The organism is Faecalicatena contorta, assembly GCF_021531895.1.
GTDB lineage: Bacteria > Bacillota > Clostridia > Lachnospirales > Lachnospiraceae > JAFBIX01.
In genome coordinates this window covers 40,089-59,837 of sequence record NZ_JAFBIX010000003.1, presented here as the reverse complement: position 1 = coordinate 59,837, position 19,749 = coordinate 40,089, and the positions used below count along the sequence as shown (strand labels likewise).

General features: G+C 41.4%; 15 protein-coding genes and 1 other annotated feature. Of the genes, 11 read left to right on the top strand and 4 right to left on the bottom strand.

Going from position 1 to position 19,749, the window contains the following annotated elements:
• Positions 1-35 precede the first annotated feature (35 nt).
• On the bottom strand, positions 36-458 hold the full coding sequence (locus JQM81_RS01535) for a hypothetical protein (protein ID WP_235231748.1): 423 nt from the start codon (positions 456-458) through the stop codon (positions 36-38).
• Positions 459-677: 219 nt separating this feature from the next.
• Positions 678-927 (top strand) — a binding site (T-box leader).
• Between the two features lie 266 nt (positions 928-1,193).
• On the opposite strand from JQM81_RS01535, the gene leuS reads away from it, so the two are divergent.
• The 7 genes from leuS (at position 1,194) to JQM81_RS01500 (ending at position 7,973) form a co-directional block, all read left to right on the top strand.
• The gene (gene leuS / locus JQM81_RS01530; RefSeq protein ID WP_235231747.1) at positions 1,194-3,623 is read left to right on the top strand and encodes a leucine--tRNA ligase; all 2,430 of its coding nucleotides are present in this window, start codon (positions 1,194-1,196) and stop codon (positions 3,621-3,623) included.
• Positions 3,624-3,829: 206 nt separating this feature from the next.
• On the top strand, positions 3,830-4,036 hold the full coding sequence (locus JQM81_RS01525; protein ID WP_235231746.1) for a MerR family transcriptional regulator: 207 nt from the start codon (positions 3,830-3,832) through the stop codon (positions 4,034-4,036).
• Positions 4,037-4,090: 54 nt separating this feature from the next.
• Positions 4,091-4,675 (top strand): TipAS antibiotic-recognition domain-containing protein, encoded by a 585-nt coding sequence (locus tag JQM81_RS01520; protein WP_235231745.1) that lies wholly within the window; start codon positions 4,091-4,093, stop codon positions 4,673-4,675.
• A 51-nt stretch (positions 4,676-4,726) separates the two neighbouring features.
• Positions 4,727-5,227, top strand: coding sequence for a hypothetical protein (locus JQM81_RS01515; protein ID WP_235231743.1), 501 nt, complete (start codon positions 4,727-4,729; stop codon positions 5,225-5,227).
• 69 nt (positions 5,228-5,296) lie between these two features.
• Positions 5,297-5,605: a hypothetical protein gene (locus JQM81_RS01510; protein WP_235231742.1), complete on the top strand. Its 309-nt coding sequence runs from the start codon at positions 5,297-5,299 to the stop codon at positions 5,603-5,605.
• 228 nt (positions 5,606-5,833) lie between these two features.
• Positions 5,834-6,814 carry a pyridoxal-phosphate dependent enzyme gene (locus JQM81_RS01505; RefSeq protein ID WP_235231740.1) on the top strand — a complete coding sequence of 327 codons (981 nt, stop codon included), beginning with the start codon at positions 5,834-5,836 and terminating at the stop codon, positions 6,812-6,814.
• A gap of 268 nt (positions 6,815-7,082) precedes the next feature.
• Complete coding sequence (locus JQM81_RS01500; RefSeq protein ID WP_235231739.1) at positions 7,083-7,973, top strand: hypothetical protein; 891 nt, start codon at positions 7,083-7,085, stop codon at positions 7,971-7,973.
• Between the two features lie 48 nt (positions 7,974-8,021).
• Here the strand turns inward: JQM81_RS01500 and JQM81_RS01495 are convergent, their stop codons facing one another.
• Positions 8,022-8,693 carry a YkgJ family cysteine cluster protein gene (locus JQM81_RS01495; RefSeq protein ID WP_235231737.1) on the bottom strand — a complete coding sequence of 224 codons (672 nt, stop codon included), beginning with the start codon at positions 8,691-8,693 and terminating at the stop codon, positions 8,022-8,024.
• A 90-nt stretch (positions 8,694-8,783) separates the two neighbouring features.
• Between JQM81_RS01495 and JQM81_RS01490 the strand changes: the two genes are divergently transcribed.
• The 3 genes from JQM81_RS01490 to glf are packed head-to-tail and all read left to right on the top strand — an operon-like array spanning position 8,784 to position 14,315.
• Positions 8,784-9,944: an exonuclease SbcCD subunit D gene (locus JQM81_RS01490; RefSeq protein ID WP_235231736.1), complete on the top strand. Its 1,161-nt coding sequence runs from the start codon at positions 8,784-8,786 to the stop codon at positions 9,942-9,944.
• The gene (locus JQM81_RS01485; RefSeq protein WP_235231734.1) at positions 9,941-13,126 is read left to right on the top strand and encodes an AAA family ATPase; all 3,186 of its coding nucleotides are present in this window, start codon (positions 9,941-9,943) and stop codon (positions 13,124-13,126) included. Before JQM81_RS01490 ends, JQM81_RS01485 begins: the two co-directional genes overlap by 4 nt.
• A gap of 55 nt (positions 13,127-13,181) precedes the next feature.
• Positions 13,182-14,315 (top strand): UDP-galactopyranose mutase, encoded by a 1,134-nt coding sequence (glf, locus tag JQM81_RS01480; protein ID WP_235231733.1) that lies wholly within the window; start codon positions 13,182-13,184, stop codon positions 14,313-14,315.
• 102 nt (positions 14,316-14,417) lie between these two features.
• On the opposite strand, the gene JQM81_RS01475 is transcribed toward glf, so the two are convergent.
• The gene (locus JQM81_RS01475; RefSeq protein ID WP_235231732.1) at positions 14,418-16,025 is read right to left on the bottom strand and encodes a CTP synthase; all 1,608 of its coding nucleotides are present in this window, start codon (positions 16,023-16,025) and stop codon (positions 14,418-14,420) included.
• A gap of 65 nt (positions 16,026-16,090) precedes the next feature.
• Positions 16,091-17,584: a DUF1846 domain-containing protein gene (locus JQM81_RS01470; RefSeq protein WP_235231731.1), complete on the bottom strand. Its 1,494-nt coding sequence runs from the start codon at positions 17,582-17,584 to the stop codon at positions 16,091-16,093.
• Positions 17,585-17,784: 200 nt separating this feature from the next.
• Here JQM81_RS01470 and ftsH point away from each other — a divergent pair, with 200 nt between their 5' ends.
• Complete coding sequence (gene ftsH / locus JQM81_RS01465; RefSeq protein WP_235231729.1) at positions 17,785-19,740, top strand: ATP-dependent zinc metalloprotease FtsH; 1,956 nt, start codon at positions 17,785-17,787, stop codon at positions 19,738-19,740.
• Positions 19,741-19,749: the final 9 nt, after the last annotated feature.

Here is a 19,749-nt window from a genome sequence, read left to right as displayed (position 1 = left end):
CGATTGGACTGCCCTTTCCTTTTGAAATAGTTATATTAGTTCAAAAATGTGCATCCCTCGGCATTAACACCTGATAAATCAGCTTTATCGGCACTAATGCTGACATAGAAATCAATACCACATTCCTTTGAGATCTTTTTCAGTCTTTCAATAAAATCGGGCATGCTGTCTAAAGAAATATCAGCATGCTTCAGAATACCATCGATAAAGATACATTCGATATCGTGGTTAGAACTATACATGCCATATAAGAATCCAATGTATTCGTCTGTATTGGTAATTGTCGGGAAATCATCCATACAAATTGTACGGATATCAAATGCAACACTTGCTGTATCTCTGTGAGTTTTCTTGATAAATACTACATTGCCGTTACATTCTTTTGCTTTTGCGTTAGCCTGTTCGATCATTTGTTGTGTTTTTCCGCTGCCTTTCGGACCTGTTAATAAATTTACCATGGGAAATCTCTCCTTTATGTATCATATTATACTGAACACCTCAGTACGATTTACTTATGTCTATTATACACTAAAGGTGTAGAGGGAACAACCTTAAAATTATACATTTTCATGGAAAGATGATCAATGTTTTGTTTGTTGTGTAATGGAAAGTAAAACAAGGGGGTTGACTTATTTTAACATTCTTCATATAATAATTAGGCAAATAGTTTATATATGATAGAAACGTTGATGAGGAGTATTAAGAGCCTATCGTTTACAGAGAGCTGTCGGGTGGTGCAAGACAGTAAGCGTAATCTCCCAACTCGCCTCGGAGTTCTTCTGCTGAATGATATGGCGGTTTGAAGCAGCCATAATAGTATAGGCAGGAGCGGGATTTCCCGTTACAGAAAAGAATGAGTGCATATGGAGTTTTACATCCATATGAAGAAGAGTGGTACCACGGAAGCTAAGCCTTTTCGTCTCTTGAGAGATGTGAAGGCTTTTTTATTGTCAGGTTTGTAAAGAATCTCACCAAGTAAGTAAGGAGACAACCATGCTGCTAAGCTCGAAAGGACCTCGCTAAGCCAGCAGGTTGTATATTGCTTACTAGGTTCGTGAAGAACCTCACCAAGTAAGTAAGGAGACAACCATGCTGCTAAGCTCGAAAGGACCTCGCTAAGCCAGCAGGTTGTATATTGCTTACTAGGTTCGTGTAGAACCTCACCAAGTAATCAATATAGGAGGAATGGAAAGATGTCAAACGTACCTTATAATCATAAGGCAATTGAGAAGAAGTGGCGTGAAAGATGGGAAAAAGATCCTGTTAACGTCAAAGAAAATGCAGATGGAACAAAACGTGAGAAGTATTACTGTCTGGATATGTTCCCATATCCGTCAGGAAATGGACTTCATGTCGGACATTGGAGAGGATATGTAATCTCTGATGTATGGAGCAGATATAAATTGCAGCAGGGATACTATATCATTCATCCGATGGGATGGGACGCGTTCGGACTGCCTGCTGAGAATTATGCCATTAAGATGGGAGTACATCCGGCAATTTCTACTGCTGAGAATATTAAGAATATCAAGCGTCAGATCAATGAGATTGCGGCACTGTATGACTGGGATCGTGAAGTGAATACAACAGATCCTGACTTTTATAAGTGGACGCAGTGGATCTTTGTAAAGATGTTCAAAGAAGGGCTTGCTTATGAGAAGGAATTTCCAATCAACTGGTGCCCGTCTTGTAAGACCGGTCTTGCCAATGAGGAAGTAGTAAATGGAAAATGTGAGCGCTGTGGAACTGAGGTTACGAAGAAGAATCTTCGTCAGTGGATGCTCCGTATTACTAAATATGCAGACAGACTGTTAAATGATCTGGACAAGCTTGACTGGCCGGAGAAGGTTAAGAAGATGCAGGCTGACTGGATTGGCAAGTCTTACGGTGCAGAAGTAGACTTCCCTGTTGAAGGAAGAGAAGAAAAGATTACGGTATATACAACAAGACCAGATACCTTGTATGGTGCAACCTTTATGGTTCTTGCTCCGGAGCATGAACTGGCTAAGAGCCTGGCTACGGATGAGACCAGAGAGGCTGTTGAGAAATACATCTACGATGCATCTATGAAGTCTAATGTAGATCGTATGCAGGATAAAGAGAAGACAGGTGTATTCACAGGTAGTTATGCAATCAATCCGTTAAACGGTGAGAAGACACCAATCTGGCTGTCTGATTATGTACTGGCCGATTATGGTACCGGTGCAATCATGTGTGTACCTGCACACGATGACCGTGACTTTGAATTCGCAACGAAATTTGGCATTCCGATTATTCAGGTTATTGCGAAAGATGGAAAAGAAATTGAAAATATGACGGAAGCTTATACCGAAGCGAACGGAACAATGATCAATTCCGGTGAGTGGAATGGTATGGAATCTGCAGTGCTGAAGAAAGAAGCACCACATATCATTGAGGAGCGCGGTATTGGACGTGCAACTGTAAATTACAAGCTCCGTGACTGGGTATTCTCTCGTCAGCGTTACTGGGGTGAGCCAATTCCGATCGTACATTGTCCAGATTGTGGCTGTGTACCAGTGCCGGAAGAAGAATTGCCACTTCGTCTGCCAGATGTAGAATCCTATGAGCCGACAGGAACCGGTGAGTCACCACTTGCAGGTATTGATGAGTGGGTGAATTGCACCTGTCCTCAGTGTGGCAAGCCTGCAAAACGTGAGACCAACACCATGCCTCAGTGGGCTGGATCTTCCTGGTATTTCTTACGTTATGTTGATAATCATAATGATAAAGAACTGGTATCCAGAGAAAAAGCAGATGAGATGCTTCCGGTAGATATGTATATCGGCGGTGTAGAACATGCGGTATTACACTTATTGTATTCCCGTTTCTATACCAAGTTCTTATACGATATCGGTGTGATTGATTTTGATGAGCCATTCCAGAAACTGTTCAATCAGGGTATGATCACTGGCAAGAATGGTATTAAGATGAGCAAATCAAAAGGAAATGTGGTATCTCCGGATGATCTTGTGAGAGATTACGGATGTGATTCTCTGAGAATGTACGAGCTGTTCGTAGGACCACCGGAGTTAGATGCAGAGTGGGATGACCGTGGAATTGACGGTGTAAACCGTTTCTTAAAACGTCTGTGGAATCTGGTAATGGACAGTAAAGAAGCAGATGTAAAAGCTACCAAAGAGATGATCAAGGAACGTCACAGACTGGTATATGATATTACTACTCGTCTGGAAAGCTTCAGCCTGAATACAGCAATCTCTGGTTTCATGGAGCATAACAATAAGCTGATTGAGATTGCCAAGAAAGAAGGCGGAATTGACAAGGAGACATTGTCTATCATGGCAGTTCTTCTGTCCCCATTTGCACCTCATATTGCAGAAGAGATCTGGGAGCAGTTAGGACACGAAGGCAGTGTATTCAGTGCCGGATGGCCAACTTACGATGAAGAAGCTATGAAAGATGATGAGATAGAAGTTCCGGTACAGATTAACGGTAAGACCAGAGCAGTCATCTCTGTGGCAGCAGATGTTTCCAAAGAAGATGCAATTGAAGCCGGAAAAGCAGCAGTGGCAGATAAGCTGACAGGAACCATTGTAAAAGAGATCTATGTTCCGAAGAAGATCATCAATATTGTACAGAAATAAATTGAAGGAAAATATTTCCGACAAATAGAGTACTTGAATTGAAAAGTGTAATAAGAAATGGCGTAGGTAATAGAGATATTATCTGCGCCATTTTTCTATGCACGAAAATGGGTGTAGGATTATTAGGAATATGATAAGATAAAAACAGAAAACATCTTGACTCTCCAGTAACGTAACGGTTTACGATGAATAGGAAAGGAGGAAGTATGAAAACAGTAAAAGAGGTGTCGGAGCTGACAGGAATCAGTATAAGAACATTACGGTATTATGATGAAATTAATTTACTTAAGCCTGCAAAATTAACAGAAGCAGGATATCGTTTGTATGACGAGAAATCGCTGAAGGAATTACGACAGATTATGTTTTTCAGAGAATTAGAAGTTCCATTATCAGAGATAAAAGCAATTATGTGAAATCCTGATGCTGATAAGCGAAAAATTCTCGAAATGCAAAAATGGATGTTAGAAATGAAGCGTAACCGTCTGAACGGAATAATTGAATTAATTTCTGACGTATTGAAAGGAGAGGAGAAGATGAGCTTTGAAGCATTTAACCATGACGATATTCAAAAAATAGTTCATCATTCATTAGAGGTTATGAGTGAAGAAGATAAAAAGACGATAGTAGAGAAGTATGGAGATATTGATCAGTTCGTACAGACTGTAACAGAAAACTTCAAAGACGAAAAGGTCTGTGAGCAGTTGATTAAAATATATGGAAGTAAAGAAAAAGCGATAGAGGCGAGTCTGCAGTCAACAGGAGATAAAGAGGAATTTACTGAGAAGCAAAATGAAATAGATATGACTTACAGACAATTTGCCCATGCAATGGAAAATTCAGATAACGATATGGCAATGGAAGCGGTAAAAAGATTGGCAGAAAATTATAAAAGTCTTTTTAAAGTAGATAATGCGAGAGCCTTATTGTTGGAAGTTGCAAACGATTACCGAAACAATTCTCAAATGGAAGAAGCCACAGACAAGCAATATGGAAAAGGAATTACAAAGTATATCGGTTCAGCAATTTATCAGTATTATGGCATAAAGGATTAGTGTAAAACAGAATTAGATGATATAATGAGTCTTGATCAGAGGTGATTTAAAATGAGTTATTCTATAGGCGGAGCAGATGGACCGACATCTGTATTTATAGCAGGACAGACGGGAGAAAACTGGATAAATATCTTTGGATTTATCATTATCATATTAATGTTACTTCCGAATCTTATCTATGCATTTTATTTTCGGGGACAGGAAAATAAAGTAGTTAATAAGGGAATGAATCTGATGGAACAGATTGGAAGATATGCATCCATGTTTCTTATGGTGTTTCATATCGGAATTGCGGAATTCGGATTTTGTTCTGTGAATGCTTTTTTGATGTATGGAGTAGGAAATGTACTTTTACTAATTGCATACTGGGTTGCCTGGATGCTGTATTTTATCGAGCCGAAATTGTGGAAGAGTATGGCGCTGGCGATTATTCCCATCGGAATATTTCTGCTAAGCGGCATCGCATTGAGGCATTTCCTTTTACTCATAAGTGGTGTGATATTTGGAATAAGTCACATTTATATTACTTTCAAGAATGCGAGAGATATATGAGAAAAAGTGAAAATAATTTAAGAATGTATTGTAAAAGCTTTTTGTGATACCTGCAGAGATTATCACATCATGGCAGTTCCCAATATCTACCTTACAGAAAATGGTGAGTCTTATGATGCAAGTATATTGATTGATCAGGAAGGTACCATTCTTGGAATCCAGAAAATGGTTCATATTGCTCAGGCAGAAAGGTTCTATGAACAGGATTATTATGCGGCATCTGATACAGGCTTTCAGGTATCTGCAGAAGGCAAGACGATAGTAAAGGCAGATGATACCGAGAAGATACTATATGCAGATATTGATTTGAAAGAATCTGCGATGATACGACAGGAAAAACCATATGTTTCAGTCAGGAGGACGGAACTGTATCTGTAAGGTTAATTAATTTCATATTGTAAATATAATTTCTTTACAATGCTAGCAGAATAATATTTTACGGAGGAATTAGATGTGACAAATGAAAAGATTCAATATATGTACTGTATTCAATGTGGAGCAGAGTTACCTGTTGGAGAGTATCCGTTAGGATGTCCCGACTGTTTGAATAAAGGGCATCCGTCTAGTTTGACATTCAAATATAAAGAAAATCTGAAAATACTTCCGATGAAAAAAGGAATGAAAAGGTACATTTCTATGCTTCCGGTTGATGATTTTATCTCTCTGGGGGAAGGTGCAACTCCAGTTGTGGAGATACCACGTCTTGCAGAGGAAATAGGAATTAGAAATCTTTATGTGAAATGTGAGTTTCAGAATCCGACAGGTTCTCATAAGGATAGAATGAATCCCTTGATTGTAACGAGAGCAAAAGAAATGGGGTATTCTAAAATTGTGGCAGCTTCAAGTGGTAACGAAGGAATCTCTCTTGCATGTTATGCTGCGGCAAATGAAATATCATGTAGTATTGTTGTAACGGATGCCATTGCTTCACACTGGAAAAAAGCGATAGAAACGACTGGTGCGGAACTAATTATTGCGAAAGATTCAATGAGTCGGTGGAAATTAATCAGAGAAGAGATGGAGACTGAAAATTGGTTTAGTGCAACTAATGTAAATGTTCCTCCAGTAGGCAGTTGCTGTTTTGGTGTGCAAGGATATAAAACGATATCTTATGAGATATTTGAGGAAATGAAGGATGATATTCCAGAGTATATTTTGATACCTACATCGCGCGGAGATTTGTTGTGGGGAATATATGAGGGATTTCAAGATTTGATTGATGCAGAAAAGATAAAAGAAATGCCACGGTTAGTTGCGGTAGAACCATTTCCTCGTTTAGAAAAAGTTAGGAGTTTGGATGAATGCATTAAACAATTCGAAGGTAATAGCCAAAATACACCATCAATTGGAGGCAATACGGTAACAGTACAATCATATTTGGCATTAAAAAATAGTAATGGATATGCAATCTCTGTTCCAGCGTCTTATGTAGGAATATCGGTGTCTGAGTTGGCGAGAAACGGATTGTATTTAGAAACATCTTCTGCATTGTCTGTTGCGGGGGTAAAAAAACTTGTAAAGGAGAAAAAAATAACAGAAAACTCAAAGGCTTTGCTGATCGCTACTTCGTATGGTTTTAAAAATTGATACACTAAAGAGTAGTGTATAGATGTAATTTTTACTGTCGAAAATAAAATAGTATGAGTTGTTGTATTTCAAAATTCATTATGCTAGAATACACACAGAGCATTTTATTTCTATCAGTCTAAGCGAAACGCGTCTGAAATTCATCTCAATCATCAGAAAATCTTAGAAATCTCAATGCTTGATCACCCACATAACAGCAGAGGATTTCCAGGATGGAACAGGATGCATTGGAAAAGCCTCTGCAAGAATAGAAAAAGGAGGCCTTTTTATGGAACAGACAGGAACAGTTACTTCAAACCGCATCTACAAAGCCCGTATCTTTGAGATGATATTCAGTGACAAAAAAGAATTGCTTGCCTTGTATAATGCAGTCAACAAAACAGATTATGATATCCCTGAATTGTTGGAAATCAACACTTTGCAAAATGCTATTTATATGTCCATGAAGAACGATGTATCTTTTATCATTGATTCCAGACTGTCATTGTATGAACACCAGTCAACTTACAGTCCGAATCTGCCACTTCGGTATTTACTGTATGTATCAGACATCTATGCGAATATTACAAAGAACGAGAATCTGTATGGGCGAAAGGTTATCAATATACCACCGCCTCGATTTTTAATCTTTTATAACGGAAGAGACCCATTTCCAGATCGAATGATTCTGAAGTTGTCAGACATGTACAGCGTTAAGGAAGATGAAATTTCTCTAGAGTTAACGGCGCTTATGTTAAATATCAATCCGGATTATAATCCGGAATTGTTGAATGCATGCAAAACATTAAAGGATTATTCCCTGTATACGGCAAGAGTACGGGAATATGCAGATAGAATGTCACTGGAGGATGCTGTGGAGCAAGCGATAACAGAATGTATCAAAGAAGGAATTCTGTCAGAATTCCTGTCGAAGAACAGAGCGGAGGCGAAACGAATGAGTATCTACGAATATGATGAAGAGAGACATATGCGTCAGACACGTGCCGAGGGATACGAAGAGGGCGAGGCCGCTGGAATGGCAAAAGGTAAGGTATTAGCAACACAGCGTCTTAACCGACTGAACCAGTTGCTTGCAGAGCAAAATCGTACGGAAGATATTGTAAAAGCAGCAGGCAATGAGGAATATCAAAAGAAGTTGTTGGAAGAGTTTGAATTGTAGATGAAAATGAATGATAAGTTAAAGAAGGGATAGGCGTGAAGCCATGGACTACAGAAATTGATCTGTATATGCCATGGCTTCTTCCAGTCTGGAGTAAAATTGTTCATAAAAATCCTGCGATGTTTGAAATGGCAGCAGGAAGAATTGTTTTAACAGATACATACTGATTGTTTTTTGCTCAGAATCGTTTTTGGCAGTTTGAATGTATTCCTGCAGGTCTTTGAGATAATAATGCCAGTCGTTGATATACTTCTCGTAACGGCGGCTGTCTTCTGTGTCGATCCATTTACGGACTTTTACCTTGCTTTTGTTTGGTTTCGGACATTCGTGAACCTGAAGAATGTATTGGAAAGAATGATTCTGGTAAAATCGTCCCAGAGGAAAGATCCGACAGATACCCGGGCGGATGGCGTGGATGCTGCATCGTTGATTCTGGTCAAGAAATGCGCATGCTTTATCATTTCCGCTCATCCTAAGATTGGGAAGGATAATTCCGTCTACAACATTCAACTCTAGAAAGCCATCTAGTAATTCTTCAAATGATTTTTGAAGACCTGTGGTTATGCGGAAGACATCCAATGGATCAAGGATAATGGAAGTTCCCATGTCATGACAGCAGGCGGAACATCCATGACAGCCGCCGCAGTCAGCCTTGACCATGTCGTTGATTCCATAGAGCTTTCCATCAGATATTTCATTTAGATCAATGTTTCTTAACATGGTTATTTCTCCTGATATAATCTTTTCTTGCTAGATAAGAAGATTATAGTGTAAGATGGTTTCAGATGTAAATAGAAAGGATTCGTTTTTATGAAGTTTTTTCATTTGTCTGACTTGCATATTGGCAGGCAGCTTCATCATTATAACTTAAGAGAAGACCAGGAAAAGATTCTGGGCGAAGTCATAGATTATGCAGAGCTGATACATCCGGATTCGATTATTATTGCCGGAGATATCTATGACAAATCGGTTCCTTCAGCGGAAGCGGTCAGTATATTTGACGAGTTTTTGACGGCTCTTTCTGCTATTGAACCGGCGATTACAGTGTTGATCATCAGTGGAAATCATGATTCGGCGGAACGTTTACAGTATGCGTCCGGCATATTGAAAAAGCACCAGATCCATCTGGCTGGAATCGCACCGAAGACACAGGAAGAATATATAGAAAAAGTGACCCTTACGGATGAATATGGGGAAATAGATTTTTATTTGCTTCCATTTTTAAAGCCTGCATATGTCAGAAAAGTGTTCGATGAAGACATCCCAGAAACTTACTCAGAAGCAGTAAGATGCTTAATTGAGCGAGAGAAGATTGATTTTTGTAATAGAAGAAATGTATTGATTTCTCATCAGTTCTATACGGGTAAAGACAATCCGCAGACTTGTGATTCTGAGACGTTTTCCGTGGGAGGAATTGACAATATAGATATCGGATGTGTGAAGGAGTTTGATTATGTGGCGCTGGGTCATCTCCACGGAGAACAGAATGTGGGAATGTCTCATATTCGTTATTGCGGAACGCTTTTAAAATATTCGGTCAGCGAAAGCAGTCATCACAAATCCCTTTCTGTGGTGACGCTGAAGGAAAAGGGAACATCACCGCAGATTGAGCTTCTGCCGCTTCATCCATTACGAGATGTACAGAAGAAGCGGGGGCAGCTTGAAGAGATCCTGAAGCAGGCAGAAGAGAAGGAAAAGGATGATTACATCAGTATTACCTTGACGGATGAAGTTGAACCATATAAGCCAAAAGAACAATTGGAAAAGGTATTCAGCCATATTCTGGAGGTTCGTGTGGATAATACCAGAACACGGAATAAATTGCAGGAACTGGATGAAGAGCTGACCATCAAAGATCCGTTGGAAAGTTTTGCGGATTTTTATCAGGAAATGCAGGGAAAAGAGATGGGGGAAGAGGAACAGGAGATTATGATGCAGATTCTGGAAGAGGCAAAGGGGGAAAAGCAGTGAAGCCAATCAGGTTAGTGATGTCAGCATTTGGTTCCTATGCAGGAAAAGAGACGATAGACTTTTCGAAAGTCCAGCATGGACTTTTCCTGATTACCGGGGATACTGGCTCAGGAAAGACGACCATATTTGATGCAATTACTTACGCCCTTTATGATCAGACCAGCGGCGGCAGGCGCGATGGTAATATGATGAGAAGTCAATATGCATCCGATGAGACGGACACTTATGTAGAATATACATTCCTCTATCAGGAGAAGACTTACACGATTCGAAGAAATCCAGAGTATACCAGGCTTGGAAAGAGGCGATATGCAGATGGATCGCCGCGTTATGTAAAGGAGTCCCCTAAAGTGGAGTTGATTCTTCCGGATGGGAATGTGTATCGGGGAAAGAAACGCGAGACAGACCAGAAGATTGTGGAGATTATCGGACTGGATGCAGATCAGTTTACACAGATTGCAATGATTGCGCAGGGAGATTTCCTAAAACTCCTTCATGCAGAGTCAAAAGAACGAAAAAAGATATTTTCTAAGATATTCCAGACTCGTCTGTATTATCGGGTTCAAGAGGAATTAAAGAGGAAGGCGAATCAGCTTTATTACCAGCTGGAAGATCATCTTCGGGATATCAGGCAAGAGATGGATCGGGTAGAATACATCGAAGACTTTGAAGAAAATGGGAAATGGGAAGAATGTAAGGCATTGCCTGTCGTTGTGAAAGAAGAAGCTCTGGAAGTGTTAAAGAATCTGATTCAGGCAGGCAGCGTCCTGGAAAAAGCGAAGAAAAAAGAGACAGAAGGACTACAAAGAAAAATAGATGAATTAAATGGCAAAAAGAAGGAAGGGGAGACACTAAGCCAGCTTTACCAGTCCCTGGAACGGATCAAGAATCAGGAACAAGAACTTTTGAATCAAAAGGAAGAGTATCAGGACAGAGAAAGAAGGCTATCCACTGCGAAAAGAGCGGAAAAGGTATATATCGAGGAAAGTCGGCTGATACAGATCACCGAGGCAATTCAGAAGAATAAAAAGACACTTGAGGAGACCGTAGACAGACTTGAGAGTGCGAAAACTCGCTTAGAAGACTGCGTGAAAGATAAAGATAACGCAAAGCAGCAGATGAAGGAACAGGAAGTAATCTGTACGCCGGAAATCATCCGAATTCAGGATGCACTTCCCTTATATGAAAAGATTGAGCAGTTGCAGGCATCTTTTGTTGAAAAGAAAAAGGAAAAAGATCAGAAGGAAAAGGAATTGCATCAATCTGTGCAGACATTAGACGCACTGATGAATCGCAAAGAGACTTTAGTGAAGATTCAAAAAGAATGTGCCGGAAGCAAAGAAAAAATGGAAGGACTTTGCCTGAAAATTGAGCGGCAAAAAACCAGACAAAAGGAATTAGAGTCCCTTGATGGTCTATGCAGAAGTCTTGAAAAGATGAAAAGAGAATGTCAGAAAAAGAAGATTCAGGCGGAACAGGATCACAACCGGTACTTGAAAGAATTGATGAATTATGAACAGAAATATCAGGCGTTTTTGGCGGAACAGGCAGGAATACTGGCGCAGGAATTAGAAGAAGGAGATCCCTGCCCGGTGTGTGGATCCTGTGATCATCCCAAGATCTGCCAATTGTCAGAAGGAGCACCAACCCAGCAGGAAGTAGAAGAAGCGAAGCGAATAAGAAATCAGAAGGAGCAGTCCAGAGACCAGTCGACAAAGGCCTTCCAAGCAGCAGCTGTCCAATATGAGGCGGAACAGAAATCATTTTCCAGAGAATTCCTCCGAGTGATGGAAAGAGAATTTACGCTGGAAGAACTGGCTGAGGGAACAAGAGCAGGTGCGCAGATTCGGGATGAGGCTTTCCAATGCGCAGAAGAGATCTGTAAGCTTCAAGATGCGCTGATTTTGGCACAAAAGGAAAGTGAGCAGTTGGAACAGGCCCAGCGAGAAGAACAACAGATTCTAAAGAAGGTGGAAGAACAAAAGCTCATCCAGGAGAAGGAAAAAGAAAGGCATGCAGAAGTATCGCTAAAGCTTAGTCAGCTGGAATCAGAGATTCATTCAAAAAGTGAAGGACTTCCGGCTGCATCGCAGAAGATTGCGAAAGAGCAGTTGAAAAAACTGGAGGACTCTTTACAAAAGGTGAGACAAGCGTTAGAATTAGCAGAACGAAGAGAACAGCAGGCAAAGGAAAGTGTTCAGCAGCTGGAAGGACAGACAGACAGCCTCAAGCAGGCAGTTCAACAGCAAAGGGAAGAAGAAAAATATCAGAATCAGGTATACCATACCATGATACAGCAGCAATGTTTTAAAGATGAAGAAGAGTATCATGCCGGGAAAATGTCTTCGGAAGAGATCCAGGAGTCAGAAAATCTGATTCAGCAGTATCATACAAAGCTGCATCAGATTTCCGGGATGAAAACATCGCTGGAAGAACAAATAGATGGAAAAACAGTAGAAGATCTGGAAGAGATTCAGGTACAAATTCAGTCTGTCAGTCAGGAACAGAAGATCAGACAGGAAGAATATCTTCAGTTATACAGTATCAATAAGAAGAATCGAGAGATTAGAGAGCATCTGAAACGCTATTTTGAAAAAACAGGAAGTCTTCAGAAGCAATACGAAGTAGTAAGCAATCTTAGTAAGACAGCTAACGGAACGTTAAGCGGGGCCGTCAAGATGGATTTTGAGACTTACGTCCAGAGACAATATTTTAAGCAGATCATACATGCCGCGAATAAACGACTGGTTCAGATGACATCCAATGAATTCATCCTGCAGTGCCGGGAAGTGAAAAATCTTGGAAGTCAGGGACAGGCAGGGCTGGATTTGGATGTCTACCATATGGCCAGTGATTCCGTGCGTGATGTAAAGACTCTTTCCGGCGGAGAATCCTTTATGGCATCTCTTGCAATGGCGCTTGGCCTTGCAGATATTGTGCAGAATACAGCAGGAGCAATCCATCTGGATACGATGTTCGTGGATGAAGGATTTGGTTCGTTGGATGATGCTGCCAGAGAACAGGCAATCAAGGTCCTGTGTGATCTGGCAGATGAAAAGAGACTGGTTGGTATCATCTCGCATGTCAATGAATTAAAGGAACAAATAGATTGCAAGCTATTGGTTAAAAAGACAGAACATGGCAGTCATGCCCGATGGTCTGATGAGACAGACCCGATATAGTTTGAAAGAACCGTAACAGAGAGAAAAGTGATAAAGGGAGGACAGGATAAACGATATGAAGTATGATTATTTGATTGTTGGTGCCGGACTATTCGGTTCCATTTTTGCACATGAGGCAAAAAAAGCAGGGAAAAAGGTGGTTGTAATTGACCGCCGTAATCATGTCGGCGGAAATATCTACACCAAAGAAGTAGAAGGAATCCAGGTACATCAGTATGGAGCACATATTTTCCACACTTCAGATAAAGAAGTGTGGGATTATGTCCAGCAATTTGCTGAATTTAACCGTTATACCAATAGCCCTGTGGCAAGATATAAGGATGAGTTATATAATCTGCCTTTTAATATGAATACCTTTAGTAAGATGTGGGGCATTACGACACCGCAGGAGGCGAAAGAGATTATTGACCGTCAGATTGCAGAAGCTGGAATCACAGAGCCCAGGAATCTGGAAGAGCAGGCAATCTCGCTTGTGGGAAGGGACATCTATGAAAAATTAGTCAAAGGATATACAGAGAAGCAGTGGGGTAAACGTGCCGACGAACTTCCAAGCTTCATCATCCGCCGCCTTCCGGTTCGATTCGTATATGATAACAATTATTTCAATGATAAATATCAGGGAATTCCTGTAGGCGGATACACGCAGATGATTGAAAAGATGCTAGAGGGAATCGAAGTCCGGCTGGAGACAGATTTCTTCCAGAATCGTAAGGAACTGGAAGCTGAGGCAGAAGAGATTGTCTTTACGGGAATGATTGATGCATATTATGAATATTGTTATGGGGAATTGGAATACCGAAGCTTGAGATTCGAGACAGAAGTACTGGATATGGAGAATTATCAGGGCAATGCAGTTGTCAATTATACAGAATATGAGATTCCTTATACTCGTATCATCGAACACAAACACTTTGAGTATGGATGTCAGGGGGGCTATGGCAATACAGGTATTCCGGCGAATCCAAAGACTGTCATCACCAGAGAATACCCGGCATCCTGGTCCAAAGGTCAGGAGCCATACTATCCAATGAACGACGAGAAAAATAACACCTTATACGAAAAATACAGACAACTTGCGGATAAAGAACCGCATGTCATCTTTGGAGGCCGCCTCGGAATGTACCGCTACTACGATATGCACCAGATTGTATCCGAAGCTCTCAAGTGCGTAAAGGCTCATCTGAATTAAAGACGGAGAAGTGAAAGTCACGGAGAATTCCTCCGGCAAAAAGAAATCCCTGAGACACAAGATGCATTTAACTTGTAGCTCAGGGACTTTGAATTTATATCATTATTTTTTCTGATATTCTAATGCGGCTTCGATAAATCCACGGAACAAAGGATGTGGTCTGTTCGGGCGAGATTTTAATTCTGGATGTGCCTGAGTTGCGATAAACCAAGGGTGTTCCGGAATTTCGATCATTTCTACAATTCTTCCGTCTGGTGACAGACCAGAGAGCATCATACCATGTGATGTAAGATCGTCGCGGTAGTCATTGTTTACTTCGTAACGGTGACGGTGGCGTTCACTGATATTTTCTGTTCCATATAATTTGTAAGCCTTAGATCTTTTATCAAGAACACATGGATAAGAGCCAAGTCTTAATGTTCCGCCGATATCTTCAATACCAATCTGATCCGGCATGATGTGGATGACCGGATGTGTGGTATTTGGACTTAATTCTGCACTGTGTGCATCGTTGTAGCCGATGACATCCCGGGCGAATTCTACAATGGCAAGCTGCATTCCAAGGCAAAGACCGAGGAATGGAACATTGTGCGTACGTGCATATTTGATTGCCTCTAATTTGCCGTCGATTCCACGATGTCCAAAACCGCCAGGAACAAGAATTCCGCTGACATCTCCCAGAAGTTCTTCTACGTTATCAGCTGTAACAGTTTCAGAATCTATCCATTTGATATTTACGGTAGCACGACTGAAGATACCACCGTGTTTTAATGCTTCTACAACACTGATGTACGCATCGTGAAGCTGAATATATTTACCGACTAAAGCTACAGTGACTTCGGTGTTTGGATTCTTCAGATATTCTACCATCTCAGCCCAGTCTTTTAAGTCTGGTTCCGGACAGTCAAGGTGCAGACATTCACAGACAACGCCTGCGAGATTCTCTTCTTCCATAGCCAGAGGAGCCTCATACAGATACTCTACATCCAGATTCTGCAATACGTGATTGGATGGTACATTACAGAACAAGGCAATCTTATCTTTGATGCCAACATCCAGAGGATGCTCGGAACGGCATACCAGAATATCCGGCTGAATTCCCATTCCCTGAAGATCCTTTACACTTGCCTGAGTCGGCTTGGTCTTCATTTCCTGGGAAGCACGCAGGTAAGGAATCAGGGTAACATGGATTAAGATAACATTTTCATGACCCTTTTCATGCTGGAACTGGCGGATTGCTTCCAGGAACGGCTGACTTTCGATGTCACCGACGGTTCCGCCTACTTCGATAATGGCAATTTCTGTATTTTCTGCTGCAGGATTGCGGTAAAAACGATTTTTAATCTCGTTTGTTATATGAGGAATTACCTGGACGGTTCCTCCTCCAAAGTCTCCACGGCGTTCTTTTTGAAGAACGGACCAGTAGATTTTTCCGGTTGTAACATTTGAATTCTTGCTCAGACTTTCGTCAATGAATCTTTCATAATGGCCCAGATCAAGATCGGTCTCAGCTCCATCGTCGGTTACGAACACTTCACCGTGCTGTACCGGATTCATAGTACCCGGGTCAATATTAATATAAGGATCGAATTTCTGCATGGTCACAGTGTAACCACGTGCTTTTAACAGTCGGCCAAGAGATGCGGCTGTAATTCCTTTACCAAGTCCTGATACAACACCACCTGTAACAAATACGTATTTTACTGCCATAATTTCCTCCTTAAAGTTCAATCTGTCATGTCTCTCATTCATTATATTAAAAAAATACTTTAAGATTATACACCCTTTTCGTTGAAAAATACAGAGCTTTTTTCATACTTTGCTTCAAAAGTGGCCTGTATGGATAATTTTTTGAATTGCTTCATATCTACAGAACTGACCATGACAGAAGTATGTGCCTGGCATCCTCTTAATTCCGGCAGCTGATCGAGTGCCAACTGTGCAACCGGGTCGGTGGCTGCGCTAACAGACAAGGCAATCAGTACTTCGTCGGTATGGAGTCGTGGATTTTTGCTGCCCTGATATAAAGTCTTTAATTTTTGAATCGGTTCAATTGCTGCAGGAGAAATCACATGACGTTTATGATCAATTCCTGCCAGCTCTTTTAATGCGTTCAGAAGAAGAGCAGCAGAAGCCCCCAGTAGATTAGAAGTCTTTCCGGTGACCATACGTCCATCATGGAGCTGAAGAGCGGCAGCAGGCGCGTCCGTTGCCTGAGCAAGCTCCAGGGCAGCATCAACGACTAGACGATCGTGAACCGTTATTCCGGCCTGGTTCATGAGCATCTCGATCTTGCAGACTTCTTCTTCTGAACAGGATCCCATGAGAAGACGCTGCAGAGATGCATAGTATCTGCGGATGATTTCCTGGCGGGAAGCCTCCCGGCAGACCTCATCATCACAGATACAGTTTCCAGCCATATTTACTCCCATATCAGTAGGAGATTTATAAGGGCTTTCCCCGTAAATGCGTTGGAACATGGCGTTTAATACCGGGAAGATCTCAACATCCCGGTTATAATTTACAGTAGTCTTTCCATATGCTTCCAAATGGAACGGGTCAATCATGTTAATATCGTTCAGATCAGCAGTCGCAGCCTCATAGGCCAGATTGACCGGATGTTTTAATGGAATATTCCAGATCGGAAATGTCTCATATTTGGCATAACCGGCAGAGATGCCGCGCTGATGTTCATGGTATAGCTGAGAAAGGCATACTGCCATTTTTCCACTTCCGGGACCTGGTGCTGTAACAACGACCAGTGGACGGGAAGTCTTGATATAGTCATTTTTGCCATATCCGTTATCACTTACAATATAAGGTACATTGGACGGATAGCCAGGAATGATATAGTGGCGGTATACTTTTATGCCAAGTTTTTCCAGACGGTTCTTAAATAAAGTAGCACTTTCCTGACCGCTGAACTTGGTGATTACAACGCTGCCGACATAGAGGCCATGTTCCTGATAGACAGCCATCAGGCGAAGTACATCAGAATCATAAGTGATGCCGAGATCGCCGCGAATCTTATTTTTTTCGATATCCTCTGCACTGATTACGATTACGATCTCTGCCTGGTCAGAAAGCTGCTTTAACATGCGCAGCTTACTGTCCGGCTGAAAACCAGGTAGCACACGGGAAGCATGGTAATCATCGAATAATTTGCCACCGAATTCAAGATAAAGTTTATTGTCAAATTGATTAATTCGCTCCCGGATATGGGCAGACTGCATTTGAAGATATTTTTCATTGTCAAATCCAATTTTCATTGTGTTCATTCCCCTTAGTCTTTCTATATAGAATTATACTTTCGATTGCCGTGTATCTGGAAAAAACTGCCAGTTACGCATAAGCATTATTAATAAAAGTATACTACACCATGTGGAGAGTTTACAATCTTTTCATAATGTTTTTGTTGATTTCTAAGGAGGCTGTCCTTATAATGAAAGAGAAGCACAGGAGGAGAAATATGGACAACCAGAATAATAAAAACAAAAATAACCATAATAATAAAGATAATAAGCAGGGTTTTTCTTTTATTATATTAGTTACATTAATAACAATGATTCTAGTTATGGCACTGTTCCAGTTTCAGGGAACAGGAGAAGGAAATGAGATCACTTATGATGAATTCATCAAGATGGTAGATGACGGGAAAGTCGATGAAGTACAGATTCAGAGCGACCGGATCGTGATTAAAGAGAAAAAAGAAGATGGACAGAAAGTTGCAAAAGAATATTATACCGGTATTGTTAATGATGATAAGCTTGCAGATAAGCTGACAGAAGCAGATGTAAAGTTCAGTCAGGAGATACCCGATACGACATCTATGGTAGTGGCGCAGACTCTGGCGACGTTCTTACCAATTATCATTTTTGTCGGTCTGATCGTATGGATGACTCGAAAGATGTCAAAAGGCGGCGGAATGATGGGTATTGGCAAGAGTAATGCCAAGATGTATGTGGAGAAGTCTACAGGTGTTACTTTCAAAGATGTTGCCGGTCAGGATGAAGCAAAGGAGTCTTTGCAGGAAGTCGTTGATTTTCTGCATAATCCGGGTAAATATACAAGCGTTGGTGCCAAGCTTCCAAAAGGAGCACTCCTTGTAGGCCCTCCGGGAACTGGTAAGACACTTCTTGCCAAGGCAGTTGCAGGAGAAGCGAAAGTACCATTCTTCTCATTGAGTGGGTCTGCGTTTGTCGAGATGTATGTAGGTGTAGGAGCATCCCGTGTGCGTGACCTGTTCAAGCAGGCACAGCAGATGGCTCCATGTATAATCTTTATCGATGAGATCGATGCCATTGGTAAGAGCCGTGACAATCAGCTTGGAAGCAATGATGAGCGTGAACAGACGTTAAATCAGCTTTTGGCAGAGATGGATGGATTTGAGAGTAACAAGGGATTGGTGCTTCTTGCAGCAACAAACCGCCCGGAGATTCTGGATCCGGCACTTTTGAGACCGGGACGTTTTGACCGTCGTATCATTGTGGAAAAGCCTGATTTAAAAGGAAGAGTTGATGTTCTGAAGGTACATTCGAAGGATGTGCGGATGGATGAAACGGTAGATCTGGAAGCAATTGCGCTGGCAACATCCGGTGCTGTTGGCTCAGATCTTGCCAATATGATCAATGAAGCAGCAATTAACGCCGTTAAGAATGGACGAAATGCAGTATCTCAGTCAGATCTGTTCGAAGCTGTGGAAGTGGTACTGGTCGGAAAAGAGAAGAAAGACCGTATCATGAGTCAGGAAGAAAGAAGAATCGTATCTTATCATGAAGTAGGACACGCACTGGTCAGTGCACTCCAGAAAGATTCCGAACCGGTGCAGAAGATCACGATCGTTCCCCGTACAATGGGTGCCCTCGGTTATGTCATGCAGACACCGGAGGAAGAGAAGTTTCTGAATACGAAGAAGGAATTACAGGCAATGTTAGTCGGAATGTTGGCAGGACGTGCGGCGGAAGAGGTCGTGTTCGATACCGTTACGACTGGTGCTGCCAATGATATTGAGAAAGCGACCAGTATCGCAAGAGCCATGATTACGCAGTATGGTATGAGCGAAAAATTCGGCTTGATCGGGCTGGAATCTATTCAGAATCGTTATCTGGACGGCCGTCCGGTAAGCAATTGCGGACAGGAGACAGCTTCAGAGATTGATCAGGAAGTCATGAAGATGTTAAAGGAAGCTTACGAAGAGGCTAAGAGACTGTTGAGTGAGCATAGGAATTCCCTGGATAAGATTGCAGCATTCCTGATTGAGAAGGAGACGATTACCGGAAAAGAGTTTATGGAAATATTCCATGAAGTAGAAGGAATCGATCCGAATGCTCCTAAGAAAGAAGAACAGAGAATCGGTATGAATCCGGTGGAAAGAGAAGATATCCAGACAGAAGCTGTTGAAGTTACAGACAGCACAGAAGAATAGGTAGAAATA

Coding starts and splice junctions, on each gene's coding strand:
- JQM81_RS01535 (WP_235231748.1), bottom strand. CDS start 458: ATGGTAAATTTATTAACAGGTCCGAAAGGCAGCGGAAAAACACAACAA.
- leuS (WP_235231747.1), top strand. CDS start 1,194: ATGTCAAACGTACCTTATAATCATAAGGCAATTGAGAAGAAGTGGCGT.
- JQM81_RS01525 (WP_235231746.1), top strand. CDS start 3,830: ATGAAAACAGTAAAAGAGGTGTCGGAGCTGACAGGAATCAGTATAAGA.
- JQM81_RS01520 (WP_235231745.1), top strand. CDS start 4,091: ATGAAGCGTAACCGTCTGAACGGAATAATTGAATTAATTTCTGACGTA.
- JQM81_RS01515 (WP_235231743.1), top strand. CDS start 4,727: ATGAGTTATTCTATAGGCGGAGCAGATGGACCGACATCTGTATTTATA.
- JQM81_RS01510 (WP_235231742.1), top strand. CDS start 5,297: ATGGCAGTTCCCAATATCTACCTTACAGAAAATGGTGAGTCTTATGAT.
- JQM81_RS01505 (WP_235231740.1), top strand. CDS start 5,834: ATGAAAAAAGGAATGAAAAGGTACATTTCTATGCTTCCGGTTGATGAT.
- JQM81_RS01500 (WP_235231739.1), top strand. CDS start 7,083: ATGGAACAGACAGGAACAGTTACTTCAAACCGCATCTACAAAGCCCGT.
- JQM81_RS01495 (WP_235231737.1), bottom strand. CDS start 8,693: ATGTTAAGAAACATTGATCTAAATGAAATATCTGATGGAAAGCTCTAT.
- JQM81_RS01490 (WP_235231736.1), top strand. CDS start 8,784: ATGAAGTTTTTTCATTTGTCTGACTTGCATATTGGCAGGCAGCTTCAT.
- glf (WP_235231733.1), top strand. CDS start 13,182: ATGAAGTATGATTATTTGATTGTTGGTGCCGGACTATTCGGTTCCATT.
- JQM81_RS01475 (WP_235231732.1), bottom strand. CDS start 16,025: ATGGCAGTAAAATACGTATTTGTTACAGGTGGTGTTGTATCAGGACTT.
- JQM81_RS01470 (WP_235231731.1), bottom strand. CDS start 17,584: ATGAAAATTGGATTTGACAATGAAAAATATCTTCAAATGCAGTCTGCC.
- ftsH (WP_235231729.1), top strand. CDS start 17,785: ATGGACAACCAGAATAATAAAAACAAAAATAACCATAATAATAAAGAT.